The following is a 14,263-nucleotide window of genomic DNA, read 5'->3' on the forward strand; positions in this document are numbered from 1 at the left end:
CTCACGTGCGCTCGAGGAAGTCGGCCCGCTCCCCGGGTAGGCGTTCGGCGATCGCCTCACGGAGCACGGGATAGGTGTCCAGCTCCGGATCGACCGCGACGATCTCGGTCGCGTCCTCGCGGGCCTGCCCGATCACCTTCGCGTCGTGCACCACCCGCAGCAGCCGCAGCGAGCTCGCCGTCCCAGACTGCGCCACCCCGAGCACGTCGCCCTCCCGGCGCAGCGAGATGTCCGCGGCCGCGAGCTCGAACCCGTCCGACGTGCCGGCCAGTGTGGCCAGGCGCTGGCTCGCGGGCGCGGCGCGGGCGAACGCCTCCTTCGTCGCGGTCACCGGGAGCAACTCCTCGGCCGGGATCGAGGAGACCAGCAGGCAGATCCCCGCATGCGTGCCGCGCCCGACCCGACCGCGCAGCTGGTGCAGCTGGGACAGGCCGAACCGCTCGGCGTCCAGCACGACCATCGCCGTGGCCTGTGGGACGTCGACTCCCACCTCGATCACCGTCGTGGAGACGAGCAGGTCGATCTCACCGGCCGTGAACGCCGCCATCGTCGCCTCCTTCTCCGCCGGGGGCAGCTGGCCGTGCAGCACGCCGATCCGGACACCGGCGAGCGCAGGCAGCCCGCGCAGCTCCTCGGCCACCTCGTACACGGCCCGCAGAGGGCGCCGAGGGCGCTCCTGCGGGTCGGCTCCGCCGTCCTCGCCGTCCTCACCCTCGAGCTCCGACCCGTCGAGGTCGGCGTCGTCGGGCCCGGCACCGGGCTCGTCGGCGGAGATCCGGGCGCACACGACGTAGGCCTGGCGCCCGGAGGCGATCTCGTCGCGCACCCGGGACCAGGTGCGCGCCATCCAGGAGGGGATCTCGGCGGGCACCACGTGGGTGACCACGCCGGCCCGGCCGGCGGGGATCTCGCGCAGGACCGACGTCTCCAGGTCGCCGAAGACGGTCATGGCGACGGTACGCGGGATCGGGGTGGCGGTCATGACGAGCATGTGCGGGACCTTGGCGGCCTTCGCCCGCAGCGCGTCGCGCTGCTCGACGCCGAACCGGTGCTGCTCGTCGACGACCACGAGCCCCAGCTCGGCGAACTGGACCCCGGCGCTGAGCAGCGCGTGCGTGCCGACGACGATCCCGGCGGCGCCGCTCGCGGCGTCGAGCAGGTTCTGCTTGCGGGACCTCGCGTTCTGCGACCCGGTGAGCAGGGCCACCCGCGTGCCGTGCGAGGACCCGCCGAGCAGCCCGCCTGCTGCCAGGTCCCCGAGCAGCGTCGTGAGCGTGCGAGCGTGCTGGGCCGCGAGCACCTCGGTCGGTGCCAGCAGCGCGGCCTGGCCCCCGGCGTCGACCACCTGGAGCATCGCCCGCAGCGCCACGACCGTCTTGCCCGAGCCGACCTCGCCCTGCAGCAGGCGCTGCATCGGGTGGGTCGTGGCGAGGTCCTGCGCGATCTCCTGCCCGACGGCGCGCTGGCCGGCGGTGAGGGTGAAGGGCAGCGAGGCGTCGAAGTCGTGCAGCAGGCTCGGCAGGTCACCGTCCGCGAGCAGCAGGGGCCGCGAGACGGCCTCGAGCTGCGCGGCCCGGGACCGTCGCTGGGCGAGGGCGACCTGCAGCACGAAGGCTTCCTCGTAGCGCAGCCTCTTGGTCCCGCGCGCGACCTGCGTCCGGTCTTGGGGCTGGTGGATGTCCCGAAGAGCCTGGTGCAGGTCGACGAGGCCGCGCCGCTGCTGGACCTGCTCCGGGATGGGGTCCGGGACGTCCTGGGCGGTCAGCGGGTCCAGGACGACCGACACGCACTGGGCGATCTTCCACGAGGCGATCGAGGCGTTCGCGGGGTAGATGGGGATGATCCGGCTGGCCTTGGCCCGGGCCGTCTCCTCGTTCTCGGTGTCCACCCCGACGAAGAAGTAGTCCGGGTGGGTCAGCTGACGCGTGTCGCGGTACTGCGAGACGACGCCGGTGAAGAGCCCGGTCAGTCCCGGGCGCAGCTTGAACTCGTGCCCGCGCAGCGCGCCGGCGTTCTTGCCGAAGAACGTCAACGACAGCTGGTGGGTCCCGTCGGTCACGACCGCGTGCAGCATCGCACCCCCGCGGGAGCGCATCGTGCGGGTCGTGGCGCTCACCACCTGAGCCATGACCGTCACGTGCTCCCCGACCACGAGGCTGGACAGGTCGGTCATCGTCCCGGGTTCGCCGTACCGACGCGGGTAGTACCGCAGCAGGTCGCCCACGGTCCCCAGCCCCAGCTTGGCGAACTGCTCCTTCTTCTTGGCCGTCCCGAGCACCTTGGACAGCGGCTCCTGCAGGCGCTCCAGACCGGTCCCGTGCCAGGGCGCGACGTCGGTCCCGGTCTCCGTGCGACCGTTCGTGATGACGATCACCTCGGGGCGGGGGATGTCGCGAGGGGCCTCGCGGGGTGCCGTCACGGCTCGTCCACCCCCATCACGAGGGTCACCGACCGACGTCCCGAAGCCAGCACGACGACCTCGATCCCCGGGCACCGACGCACCGCCTCAGCAGCGATCTCGGCGGTGACGTGGCCGGTGACCAGGTCACCGGCCAGCACGGTGAGCACCGCGTCAGGACCGCTGCGCACGGCGCCGAGCAGCTCGGCGAGCCCGTCCCGGACCCCCACCGGGTCCGAGCCGTCGATCGTCACGGCAGCCATGACCGCGACGGCCGCGCGCACGGCGGCCAGCCGCCGCACGGCGGCGTCCGGATCCGGCGCGGCGTCGGGCTCCGCTGCGCTCGCCCATGCCGACATCGCCGCGACCACGTGCAGGTCGCTCACGGTGTCCACGACGTCCAGCACCGGCAGCGGTCCGGCGCCCGCGTCAGCTTGCGCGGCCTGCGCGGCAAGGGCGTGGGCCCACCGGGCGGTGCTCACATCCGACGGCAGCAGCGTGACCCGGGTCGCCGTCGTCTCCAGGGCACCGCGGCGGAGGTCGTCGCGGCCGATCGGGGCCGTCCCGCGCAGCACCACGACCGCGCCGCTGCGTGCGAGGTCGGCCACGAGGCCGGGTGCGGCGGTGCAGGCCACCACGCCGTGCGGTGGCTGGGCGCCGTGGGCGCGTGCGGCGACCTGGTGCGGGAGGCTGCGGACGATGATCTGGCGCTGGGTCCAGCCCTCGGCGACGCACAAGGCGTCGAGCGGACGGTCGGTGTGCACGTGCACCTGCCACGTCCCGGTCACCGCGCGGGCGCTCGCCTCGTCCGCCCCGCCGACGACCACGACGGAGTCCCCGAGAACGAGCAGCCGCTCGCGCAGGGTGAGGGCGATCGCGTCGATCTCGTCCCGGTCGGCTCCGGTGTGCCCGACGACGAACATCACCTCGAACTCACCGTCAGTCGCGGTGTGGTGTGCGTGGTCATGGTCGAGAGCACGGTCACCTTCGGTGCGCGAAGGGTGCGTGCCGGCGTCGGCCACGGCGAGCGAGTCCATGATCGTGATCATGCCCACTGCCTCTGACATCGCCTCGGCTGCCGCGCGGGAACCGCGCCGGACCGGTGCCGGGTCCGCGGCGTCGGTGAGGGCGAGCCCCAGGGCGTCGAGGATGAGCACGAGGCCGTAGGCGCCGGCATCGAGCATCCCGGCGGTGCGCAGCACGTCGAGCTCCTGGACGCTGCGCTCGAGCGCGTCCTGGGCCCCTGCCCGGGCCAGGTCCACGACGTCGCGCAGCCCCGTCGCCTGCGCCGGCGCCGCTGGCGCCTCGAGCGCCCGGCCGGCCGCGCGGGCGGCACCGGCCGCCGCGGTGAGGATGGTGCCCTCCCGGGGGTGGCCGACGGCGTCATAGGCACAGCGCGAAGCCTCTCGGAGGCCCGCCACGACAGCATCGGTCCCACCGTTGCCCGCACCGCCCTGGCCCGCCACGCCGAGGGCGAAGCCCCGCAGGTACTCGCTGAGGATGATCCCGGAGTTGCCGCGCGCACCCATCAGCGCGCCGTGGGCGAGGGCGCGCAGCGCGTCGTCGAGCCCGGCCGTCGCGCCGAGAGCGTCCAGCGCGTCGCGGCCGTCGCCCAGCGTCAGGCACAGGTTCGTGCCGGTGTCGGAGTCGGCGACCGGGAACACGTTGGCCTCGTTGATGACCGGGCGCGCCGCCGTGAGCAGGCGCATCGCGAGGACCACCCACGTCCGCACGACCGCGACCGTGAGGAGGTCGTCCCTGCGGTCTGATGACACGTCGTCGCTCGTCGTCACACCTCTCCCATCGCCGGCCTTCAACCTCATATGATGACGCACGTGTCCCAGCGTGGGACCTCAGCGGCCTGCGCGGGCACTCCCGGACCGGGCCCGGATGCCCCTCCCGGGGCCTCGTCGGCACCCCGGTCTCGAGCGGTAGTTGAGAACCGGGCCAAGAATCGGCTACTCTATCGAGGTTGCCCGCATTCACCAGGGCATGCGCGAACCACACCGCAGGCTGTCAGGTCATTCTGCCGGACCGCAGTGGCTCCGCATCCACAGACCATTGAATTCGCGCCCTAGCGGCGTGCACGACGATCAGGAGAGACCGTGGCTGCCAACTGCGAAGTCTGCGCCAAGAGCCCGAGCTTCGGGCACAGCATCTCGCACTCGCACGTGCGCACGAAGCGCCGCTGGAACCCGAACATCCAGCGCGTTCGCGCAATCGTCAACGGTGCGCCCAAGCGCCTTTACGTGTGCACCTCCTGCCTCAAGGCAGGCAAGGTCACCCGTCACATCTGAGCCCTCCTCACGGAGAGCGCAGCACAGAAGCCCGTCGGACCTCGGTCCGGCGGGCTTCTGTGCTGCACGGGCCGTCTGAGCATGTCCACCTTCTACAGTTCGCCCCCCTTCACCTGTTGGCCGAGGGCGCTTCTCGTGGCAGGCTGACTCCATGGTGGACCAACTCGACGACGTGACGATCCGGCCGGCGACCCCCGACGACGCGCGAGCCATCGCCCGCGTGCACATCGCATCCTGGCGCGAGGCCTACTCCGGGATCGTGCCTGACGACTACCTCTCCTCCCTCGACGTCGACGCACGCGAGAAGCGGTGGCTCGACGTCATCACCACGGGGGCCTCGACCACGTGGCTCGCCGAGATCGCTCGACGGACCGTCGGCTTCGCCAGCATCGGGCCGTGCCGCGACGAGGACGCCGAGGACGGCGACCTCGAGCTCTACGCGATCTACCTCGACCCCGAGGCCTGGGGCCGGGGGGTCGCCCGCAACCTCATGCGCACCCTGCTGGCCGAGGTGCCGCCCGCGACTCCCATGACCCTGTGGGTCCTCGCCGACAACGCGCGGGCCCGCCACTTCTACCGCCGGCACGGGTTCGTCCCGGACGGCGTGGAGAAGATCGAGGACTACAGCGACAAGCGCCTCACCGAGGTGCGCTACCGCCGGTCCTGACCCGGCTGCTCTCACCCCGCGAAGTGGTCCCAGCCCGGTCCCGTGACCGGAGGCTCCGCCCCGGCGACGGTCACCCGCGCGGTCTCGCCCGCGCCCAGCGCCCGCACGGACCCGATCACGCGGAACCCGGGCGGCAGGGCGAGGCCGGCCGGGAAGGTGGCGAGCATGGCGTGGTCCTCACCGCCGGTGAGCACCCACGTCAGCGGATCGATCCCGAGCAGCCTGGCGGCCTCCGCCAGGGCAGCGAGGTCCTCGGCGAAGGACTCGGCCGGGTCGAGGAGGTCGAGGGTGACCCCGCTCGCCCGGGCGACCCTGCCGGCGTCGCGCAGCAGGCCGTCCGAGACGTCGAGCATGGCGCTCGCACCCGCCACCCCCGCCTGTACCCCGGCGGCGAGCGGAGGATCGGGTCGCAGGTACGCGGCGACCAGGGCAGGGTCGGGGTCGGTGACCGCGGCGGAGAGCAGCGCGAGACCGGCGGCCGACCGGCCGAGCGGGCCCGCGCAGACCACCGTGTCACCGGGCCTGGCCCCGGATCGCCGGACCGGTGGACGTCCGGCCAGGTCGCCGTGCACGGTGACGGCCACGACGATGACCGGCCCCCCGGACAGGTCCCCGCCGACGACCGCCGCGCTGTGCGCCCCGCAGGCATCGGCCAGGCCGCGAGCGAGGTCCAGCACCCAGGCCACCTCGAGGTCACCGGGGATGACCAGGGACACCACGAGCGAGGTGGCATCGGCGCCCATCGCGGCGCAGTCGGCGAGGTTCTGCATGGCTGCACGCCATCCGACGTCGTAGCCCGTCGACCACGCTCGCACGAAGTGGCGGTCCTCGACGAGGACGTCGGTCGAGACGACGAACCGTCCGTCGGGCGCGGCCACCACGGCGGCGTCGTCGCCGGGGCCGAGGAGGGTCGAGGCTGCGGTCGGCAGGAGGGGGACGAAGCGGGCGAGGAGCTGCTCCTCCGAGAGGTCCCGGACGAGTTCGAGGTCGGTCACGCGGCAACCTTACCCAGCCGCTGCGGCCACCGGGACCAGCGCCAGGTCCCGCTACAGTGAAGGCGTGCTCGACAGCCCCGCCGCCACCGCCCCTGCCGCAACCAGCCGTGCCCGACGCCGTCGCGCCGGGTCCCGCCGCGGCACCCTCACGCTGCTGGTCACCACCGTCACCGTGGCCGTCGCCGGCTGCACCCCGACGATCAACGTGCCGGCCGGTGAGCAGGCGGGAGACCCTCTGTGCGCGCGGACCGTGCTCATGGTCCCGTCCGAGGTGGGTGGCCTGCCCAAGGTGAAGGCCTCGAGCCAGGCGACTGCCGCCTGGGGCGAGCCGGGCGCGGCGATCACGTTGCGCTGCGGCGTCGCCCAGCCCACGATCGGGGTCGGCAACTGCCAGGAGATCCTCGTACCGGTCGGCGGGGTCGAGACGTCCTTCGACTGGATCACCTCATCGGACGAGAACGGGTGGACGTTCACCACCTACGGACGCGAGCCCGCAGTCTCCGTCCAGGTCCCTGCCGCGATCGCCGGGCAGCCCACCGCCCCCCTCGTCGACCTGGCCGCAGCGGTGAACGAGATCCCGGTCACCAAGCGCTGCGTGTGAGAGGGGCCACGCGCACCGCTCAGCGCAGCCCGGTGGGCCGTTCGAGAGCCAGCTCGAGGAGCTCGGTGATGAGGTCGGCGTAGTCCAGCCCGCTCATCTCCCACATCCGCGGGTACATCGAGAACGGCGTGAAGCCGGGCATCGTGTTGATCTCGTTGACGATGACGGTCCCGGTCGCGGTGACGAACATGTCGACCCGGGAGAGCCCCTCGGCGGCGACCGCCTCGAAGGTGCGCACCGCGATGTCCTGCACCTCCGTGATGAGCTCGGGCGACAGGTCCGCGGGGCAGGAGAGCACCACGCTCGTCTCGTCGAGGTACTTCGCCTCGAAGGTGTAGAAGTCGTGGCCCTCATCGGTGACGACGATCTCCCCGGGCAGGGAGGCACGAGGGCGCTGGCCGGTGCGGCCGCCGAGCACGGCGCACTCGATCTCGCGGCCGACGACGCCCGCCTCGACGATCACCTTGGGGTCGTGCTTGCGGGCCTCGGCGACGGCCGCCGGGAGGTCGGCCAGGTCGGAGACCTTGGAGATGCCCAGGCTCGACCCGGCCCGGGCGGGCTTGACGAACACGGGCAGGCCGAGGTGGGCGATGGACTCGGTCCACGCCTTGGGGTTGACGTCCCACTCCCCCGGCCGGATGACGGTGAACGGGGCGATCGGCAGTCCCTGACCGGCCAGCACGAGCTTCATGAAGTGCTTGTCCATGCCCACCGCGGAGGCCAGCACCCCGGCTCCCACGTACCGGACGTCGGCGAGCTCGAGCATGCCCTGGAGCGTGCCGTCCTCACCGAAGGGGCCGTGCAGCAGCGGGAAGACGACGTCCACGTCGCCGAGGATCGCCGGCAGCTCACCGGGGACGAGCTCGCGCAGCGCGTGCTGGCCGGTGGCCATGGGCAGCAGCACCTCGCGGTCGGTGGCCACCACCTCGGGCAGGTGCCCCGCCGTGATCGCCCACAGGTCGGGGTCGTCAGCGGCCAGCACCCACTGGCCCGATCGGGTGATCCCCACCGGGATGACGTCGAAGCGGTCGCGGTCGATCGCGCGCATGACGCCGGCCGCCGTCGCGCAGGAGATGACGTGCTCGCCGGAGCGGCCCCCGAAGAGCAGCACGACGCGGGCGCGTGGGGGCGCGGAGCCCTCGGCCGCCGTGGCGGCACGCGAGGCGTCGGAGGCGGAGGGCAGCTGGGGTTCGGGCGCGGTAGACATCGTGTGCGACCTTACCGGAGTCGACCGCATAGTCTCGGTCCCATGACCGACGTGCAGCACAGCCCTGCAGACTCCGAACCCCGTCCCCATCCCACCTCTCTGGCCCGGGCCACCGTGGCCGTCACGGCCGGCAGGCCCCCCCGCGTGCAGGGAGCCCCGGTCAACCCGCCCGTGGTGCTCTCCTCGACCTACGTCTCCGCGGGCGTCCCCGGGCCCGGTGAGAAGCTCTACACCCGCATGGACACCGAGACCTGGGGGCCGTTCGAGGACGCCGTGGCGGCCCTGGAAGGTGCGTCGCAGCCCGGCGTGGTCTTCGGTTCCGGGATGGCCGCGATCGCCTCCGTCCTGTCGATGGTGCCCGACGGCGGCAAGGTCGTCGTGCCCCGGCACGCCTACCAGGTGACTCTGGGCTTCGTCGACGACATGGCGCTGCGCCACCGCGTCACGGTCGTGCGGGTCGACGTCGCCGACACCGCGGCCACCGTCGCCGAGCTCGACGGCGCGGACCTGGTGTGGATCGAGTCGCCGACCAACCCCATGCTCGAGGTCGCCGACCTGCCCGTGCTCATCGATGCCGCGCACCGCGCGGGCGCCCTCGTGGCGGTCGACAACACCTTCGCCACGCCCCTCGTCCAGCGTCCCCTCGAGATGGGGGCCGACATCGTCGTGCACTCCGCGACGAAGTACCTGGCCGGGCACTCCGACGTCGTGCTCGGCATCACGGTGACGAGCTCCGCGCACCTCAACGCCACGATCCGCGCCTACCGGACCCTGCACGGGGCGATCGCCGGGCCGTGGGAGGTGTGGCTCGCGCTGCGCGGTCTGCGCACGCTGTCCCTGCGGGTCGAGCGCGCCCAGTCCAACGCCACCGAGCTCGCCCGTCGCCTGTCCACCCACCCCGGCGTCGAGCAGGTGCGCCACCCGAGTCTCCCGGAAGACCCGGGGCACGCGGTCGCCTCCCGGATCATGGACGGCTTCGGCGCGATCATCGGCCTGCGCCCCCGCGGGGGCGCCGCGGGAGCCGACGCCGTCGTCGCCGCGCTCGCGCTGTGGACGCCGGCCACGAGCCTGGGCGGCGTGGAGTCGACCCTCGAACGCCGACGCCGCTTCCCGACCGAGTCCGTGACCGTGCCGGAGGACCTGCTCCGGATGAGTGTGGGCATCGAGGACGTCGACGACCTGTGGGCCGACCTCGACCAGGCACTCAACCAGGCGCTCCACCAGGCGCTCCACCAGGCGCTCCACCAGGTCTGAGCCCCGCATCGAGTCGTGATCGCGGCCAAGCTGTGACGTTCCCTTCACCGGCGGGGGTGCCCACGCGCCTATCGTGTGAGGGAGACCGTCCTGGACCCAGCTCCCTGGGTCCACCCTGAAAGTCCCGGAGGCACACGATGCATGCCCACCCCGCGATCCGCGCCGCCGCGGTCGTGGTCGCACTCGTCGGAGCCCTGGCCCTGGCCGGCTGCGACGACGACGTCAACCCCGGGACCCCCAGCCCCTCGACGGTCCAACCGGAGCCGACCACGTCCGCGACCTCCGAGCCGGAGCCGTCGACGAGCTCGACGGCACCGGACGACGGCGCGACACCGGACGACGCGACCACGGCGCCGCCCGCCGACGAGGTCCCGGCTCCGCCGCCGTTCCCGGCCGACACGTCGGCGGACACCGCCGAGCCGTCAGCCGGGGCGATGCTCACCGTCACCGACGTGCGGGTGGCCCACCACCCCGGCTTCGACCGCGTGGTCTACGAGATGGACGGGACCGGGACGCCCGGCTGGACGGTCTCCTACGTCTCCGAGGCGATCCAGGACGGCAGCGGGTTCGTGCTCGACCTCCCCGGAGAGGGCACGCTCTCGGTCGCGATCTCGGGGAGCGCGTACCCGATGGACTCCGGCGCGACTCCGTTCGAGCATGCCACGGGTGTGGTCGGGCCGGGCACGACCACGGTGACCGAGGTCCAGGGATGGAGCGTCTTCGAGGGGATCACCGGGTCCTTCATCGGGCTGACCGAGGCCGGTCACCCGTTCCGGGCATACCTCCTCCAGGACCCCGTGCGTGTCGTCGTCGACATCTCCGAGGCGGTCGGCTGAGCCCTCAGACGGACGCCGCGAGGTCGGTGTCGTCTGCCCCGTCCGCGCGGTCCGTGCCCTCGGCGCGCTGAGGGCGTGCCAGCAGCCCGCGGGCCATGTCCTCGACCGGGAGGCCGGCGTGCAGCACCGCGACGACGGCCTCGGTGATCGGCATCTCCACCCCGACCGAGCGCGCGAGCTCGAGCACGGAGCGGCAGGACTTGACACCTTCCGCGGTCCCCCCGGTCGCGCGCGTCGCGTCCTCGAGGGTCATGCCCTGACCCATGTGGCGGCCCAGGGTGTGGTTGCGGGAGGACGGCGAGGCGCACGTGGCCATGAGGTCCCCCATCCCGGCCAGCCCCGGGAAGGTCTCGCTGTCAGCCCCCAGGGCGAGGCCGAGCCGGGTGATCTCGGCGAGGCCGCGGGTGATCACCGTCGCGGTGGTGTTGTAGCCGAAGCCGCGCCCCTGGGCCATCCCGACCGCGAGGGCGATGACGTTCTTGACCGCGCCGCACAGCTCGACGCCCACGACGTCGGAGTTGGTGTAGGGGCGGAAGTACCCCGAGGAGCAGGCCTTCGCCACGAGCGCGGCGGTCTCGGGGTCGGTCGAGGAGACCACGGTCGCGGTCGGCTGGCGCTGGGCGATCTCGCCGGCGAGGTTGGGACCGGAGACCACCGCGACGCGGCTGGCGTCGATACCGAGGGCCTCGGCGACCACCTGGCTCATCCGCTGGTCGGTGCTCAGTTCGACACCCTTCATGAGGGACACCGCGACCGCGTGGGCGGGCACCAGCGGGCGCAGCGGCTCGAGGGTCGCGCGCGCGCTCTGGGACGGGATGGCGATGACCACGAGGTCGGCGCCGGCGAGTGCCTGCGCGGCGTCGGTCGTCGCGGTGATCGCGTCCGGGAGCACCACCCCGGGCAGGTAGCGGCTGTTCACGTGGCCGGAGTTGACCTGCTCGGCGGTCTCGGCGCTGCGCCCCCACAGGCGCACGGTGCACCCGGCGTCGGCGAGCACCTGGGCGAAGGTGGTGCCCCAGGCACCGGACCCGAGGACTGCGGCGATCATGCGGGGGTTCCGCCGTCGGGGGTCGTGTCGTCGGCGGGTGCGTCGTCGGACGGCGTGGCCTTGCCGGACTTGCGCATGTCGAAGCGGACCGCCGGGGCGGCCTCGCCGCGGATCTCCTCGAGGAGGCCTGTGATCGCCGCCATGATCCGCTCCGTGGCCTCCCTGAGCACTGCGGAGTCCGCGGGGCGGTCGTAGAGGTCGGACAGGTCGACCGGAGGGCCGGCGTGGACCGAGACCTTCTTGCGCGGGAAGGGCCGCAGCCTGTTGGAGTACTGCGCCATGATGTTCTGCGGGCCCCACTGGGCCACCGGGATGACGGGGACGCGGCTGCTCAGCGCGAGGCGCGCGGCTCCGGTCTTGCCGACCATCGGCCACAGGTCCGGGTCGCGGGTGAGCGTGCCCTCGGGGAAGACCGCGACACACTCGCCGTCCTTGAGCTGCGCGACGGCGTCGGCCAGCGAGGAGGCCGCGCCGGCGGAGTTGCGGTGCACGGGGATCATGCCGGTGTTGTTGAGCACCGTGCGCAGCACGGGGACCTTCCACAGCGAGGACTTGGCCAGGATGCGTGGGGGGCGGGAGGAGTCGTAGAGGAAGTACGCGAACGTCAGCGGGTCGAAGTTCGTCATGTGGTTCGCGGCGGCGATGTACCCGCCGGTGCGGGGCAGGTGCTCGATCCCCTGCCAGTCCCGCTTGGACACCGCCCGCAGGAACGGCTTCAAGATCCCCGCGACGATGCGGTAGGTCAGGTCCTTCTTCTTGCGGCCGGACGCGCTTGTCTCAACTGTCACCGGGCAAGATTACCGCCCCTGGACCGCCGACGGTCCCGGTTCCGAGGTGGAACCGGGACCAGAGGTGGTCAGTCGCGGGAGAACTCAGCCCCGAGGGCCTCGAGCTTCTCGGTGAATCGCTCGTAGCCGCGGTCGATGAGCTGGATGCCGCGGACGGTGGAGACACCCTTGGCGGCCAGGGCCGCGATGAGGTGGCTGAACCCGCCCCGCAGGTCCGGGACCTCGATCTCGGCGGCGGCCAACGGCGTCGGGCCGGAGATGACAGCGGAGTGGTAGAAGTTGCGCTGGCCGAAGCGGCACGGCCGCCCGCCCAGGCACTCCTTGTAGACCTGGATGTTGGCACCCATGCCCACGAGCGCCTCGGTGAAGCCGAAGCGGTTCTCGTAGACCGTCTCGTGGACGATCGAGAGCCCCTTGGCCTGGGTCAGCGCGACGACGAGCGGCTGCTGCCAGTCGGTCATGAAACCGGGGTGGACGTCGGTCTCCAGGACGATCGAGTTGAGCTCGCCGCCCGGGTGGAAGAACCGGATGCCGTCGTCCTCGACCTCGAACTGGCCGCCCACCTTGCGGAAGGTGTTGAGGAAGGCGGTCATCTCGGGCTGGGTGGCGCCCTTGACGAAGATGTCTCCCTGGGTGGCCAGCGCGGCAGAGGCCCACGAGGACGCCTCGATCCGGTCGCCGAGCGCGGTGTGGCGGTAGCCGGAGAGCCGTGCGACACCCTCGATGCGGATCACGCGGTCGGTGTCGACCGAGATGATCGCGCCCATCTTCTGCAGGACGTTGATGAGATCCATGATCTCGGGCTCGATCGCGGCGTTGGACAGCTCGGTGATCCCCTCGGCGCGCACGGCCGTGAGCAGCAGCTGCTCGGTCGCGCCGACGCTCGGGTACGGGAGGGAGATCTTCGTGCCGTGCAGCCCGTTGGGGGCCGTCAGGTGGATGCCCTGCTCGCGCTTGTCCACCTGGGCGCCGAACTGGCGCAGGATGTCGAGATGGAAGTTGATCGGCCGGTCGCCGATCCGGCAGCCGCCCAGGTCCGGGATGAACGCCTCGCCGAGGCGGTGCAGGAGGGGGCCGCAGAAGAGGATGGGGATCCGGCTGGAACCCGCGTGGGTGTCGATGTCTGCCACGTGGGCGGACTCGACGTTGCTGGGATCGAGCTTGAGCACCCCGGCCGGCGCGTCGTAGTCGACCGCGACGCCGTGCAGCTCCAGGAGACCGGAGACGACGTTGACGTCGCGGATCTCGGGGACGTTGCGCAGCTCGCTGGGGCCGTCCCCCAGGAGGGAGGCGACCATGGCCTTGGAGACGAAGTTCTTCGCGCCACGGACGGTGATGGTTCCGTTCAACGGGTTGCCCCCGTTGACATACAGCAGATCTGTCATGACGCTATCGTCGCCTATCGATCGGGCTGCGTCCTACTCCGGGCGCAGGCGTACACCGGGTCTTCACCCGTCGAACGCAACCGCGAGGCCACCTATTCCTCGGTGGCCTCGCGGCGTCGGTGCAGGTGACGCGGTCAGGACACGGGGCGGGCTGCCACGATCTCGACCGGCGGGAGGTGCTTGGCGGGAAGCGTCGTGGGGCGCCAGGCGGCCCGCGTCGTCTCGAACTCGGTGATCTCGTCGGCGTGCTGGAGGGTCAGACCGATGTCGTCCAGGCCCTCCATCAGGCGCCAGCGGGTGTAGTCGTCGACCTGGAAGGGCACGACGACGTCGTCCGCGGTCGCGGTGCGGTCGATGAGGCTGACCGTCACCTCGGTGCCGGGCTTGGTCTCCAGGACCTTCCACAGCATCTCGATGTCCTCCTGGGCGACCTGGCCGGCGAGGAGACCCTGCTTGCCGGAGTTGCCGCGGAAGATGTCCGCGAAGCGCGTCGAGAGGACGACCTTGAAGCCGTAGTCCTTGAGCGCCCACACGGCGTGCTCACGCGAGGACCCGGTCCCGAAGTCGGGGCCGGCCACGAGCACGGTGCCGGTCGCGTACGCGGGCTGGTTGAGGACGAAGGACTCGTCGCTGCGCCAGGCGGCGAAGAGCGCGTCCTCGAAGCCCGTGCGGGTCACGCGCTTGAGGTAGACCGCCGGGATGATCTGGTCGGTGTCGACGTTGCCGCGACGCAGCGGGACGCCCACTCCGGTGTGCGTGGTGAACTTCTCCATGATGACTCCTGAGA

13 protein-coding genes are annotated in these 14,263 nt (G+C 72.2%); 5 read left to right on the forward strand and 8 right to left on the reverse strand.

What is annotated here, in order from left to right; translation table 11 throughout:
- Position 1: 1 nt before the first annotated feature.
- Together ACWA15_RS12960 and ACWA15_RS12965 are read right to left on the reverse strand one after the other, a co-directional pair.
- Positions 2-2,308, reverse strand: a complete 2,307-nt coding sequence (locus tag ACWA15_RS12960) for an ATP-dependent DNA helicase RecG (protein WP_464059506.1) — start codon at positions 2,306-2,308, stop codon at positions 2-4.
- 107 nt (positions 2,309-2,415) lie between these two features.
- Positions 2,416-4,173, reverse strand: a complete 1,758-nt coding sequence (locus ACWA15_RS12965; protein WP_464055737.1) for a DAK2 domain-containing protein — start codon at positions 4,171-4,173, stop codon at positions 2,416-2,418.
- A 330-nt stretch (positions 4,174-4,503) separates the two neighbouring features.
- On the opposite strand from ACWA15_RS12965, the gene rpmB reads away from it, so the two are divergent.
- Together rpmB and ACWA15_RS12975 are read left to right on the forward strand one after the other, a co-directional pair.
- A complete protein-coding gene (gene rpmB, locus ACWA15_RS12970) occupies positions 4,504-4,695 on the forward strand; it encodes a 50S ribosomal protein L28 (protein ID WP_066461686.1) in 192 nt (63 codons plus the stop codon).
- A 151-nt stretch (positions 4,696-4,846) separates the two neighbouring features.
- Positions 4,847-5,362 (forward strand): N-acetyltransferase family protein, encoded by a 516-nt coding sequence (locus ACWA15_RS12975; protein ID WP_464055738.1) that lies wholly within the window; start codon positions 4,847-4,849, stop codon positions 5,360-5,362.
- An 11-nt stretch (positions 5,363-5,373) separates the two neighbouring features.
- Here ACWA15_RS12975 and ACWA15_RS12980 read toward each other — a convergent pair whose 3' ends face one another.
- Positions 5,374-6,357: a thiamine-phosphate kinase gene (locus tag ACWA15_RS12980; protein ID WP_464055739.1), complete on the reverse strand. Its 984-nt coding sequence runs from the start codon at positions 6,355-6,357 to the stop codon at positions 5,374-5,376.
- A gap of 64 nt (positions 6,358-6,421) precedes the next feature.
- Between ACWA15_RS12980 and ACWA15_RS12985 the strand changes: the two genes are divergently transcribed.
- Positions 6,422-6,958, forward strand: coding sequence for a DUF3515 family protein (locus ACWA15_RS12985; protein ID WP_464055740.1), 537 nt, complete (start codon positions 6,422-6,424; stop codon positions 6,956-6,958).
- A 19-nt stretch (positions 6,959-6,977) separates the two neighbouring features.
- On the opposite strand, the gene ACWA15_RS12990 is transcribed toward ACWA15_RS12985, so the two are convergent.
- Complete coding sequence (locus ACWA15_RS12990) at positions 6,978-8,165, reverse strand: D-alanine--D-alanine ligase family protein (RefSeq protein WP_464055741.1); 1,188 nt, start codon at positions 8,163-8,165, stop codon at positions 6,978-6,980.
- Positions 8,166-8,207: 42 nt separating this feature from the next.
- Here ACWA15_RS12990 and ACWA15_RS12995 point away from each other — a divergent pair, with 42 nt between their 5' ends.
- Both ACWA15_RS12995 and ACWA15_RS13000 read left to right on the forward strand, forming a co-directional pair.
- On the forward strand, positions 8,208-9,419 hold the full coding sequence (locus tag ACWA15_RS12995; RefSeq protein ID WP_464055742.1) for a trans-sulfuration enzyme family protein: 1,212 nt from the start codon (positions 8,208-8,210) through the stop codon (positions 9,417-9,419).
- Positions 9,420-9,556: 137 nt separating this feature from the next.
- The gene (locus ACWA15_RS13000) at positions 9,557-10,255 is read left to right on the forward strand and encodes an AMIN-like domain-containing (lipo)protein (protein WP_464055743.1); all 699 of its coding nucleotides are present in this window, start codon (positions 9,557-9,559) and stop codon (positions 10,253-10,255) included.
- A 4-nt stretch (positions 10,256-10,259) separates the two neighbouring features.
- Here ACWA15_RS13000 and ACWA15_RS13005 read toward each other — a convergent pair whose 3' ends face one another.
- The 4 genes from ACWA15_RS13005 to leuD form a co-directional block, all read right to left on the reverse strand.
- On the reverse strand, positions 10,260-11,303 hold the full coding sequence (locus tag ACWA15_RS13005; protein WP_464055745.1) for an NAD(P)H-dependent glycerol-3-phosphate dehydrogenase: 1,044 nt from the start codon (positions 11,301-11,303) through the stop codon (positions 10,260-10,262).
- Complete coding sequence (locus tag ACWA15_RS13010) at positions 11,300-12,091, reverse strand: lysophospholipid acyltransferase family protein (protein WP_464055746.1); 792 nt, start codon at positions 12,089-12,091, stop codon at positions 11,300-11,302. The genes ACWA15_RS13005 and ACWA15_RS13010 overlap by 4 nt, the downstream gene beginning before the upstream one ends.
- Positions 12,092-12,159: 68 nt before the next feature.
- On the reverse strand, positions 12,160-13,476 hold the full coding sequence (gene murA / locus ACWA15_RS13015; protein ID WP_464055747.1) for a UDP-N-acetylglucosamine 1-carboxyvinyltransferase: 1,317 nt from the start codon (positions 13,474-13,476) through the stop codon (positions 12,160-12,162).
- A gap of 134 nt (positions 13,477-13,610) precedes the next feature.
- Positions 13,611-14,249 carry a 3-isopropylmalate dehydratase small subunit gene (leuD, locus tag ACWA15_RS13020; protein ID WP_464055749.1) on the reverse strand — a complete coding sequence of 213 codons (639 nt, stop codon included), beginning with the start codon at positions 14,247-14,249 and terminating at the stop codon, positions 13,611-13,613.
- Between the last annotated feature and the right edge of the window lie 14 nt (positions 14,250-14,263).

It is taken from the genome of Sanguibacter sp. TS_SC_8, assembly GCF_055361235.1.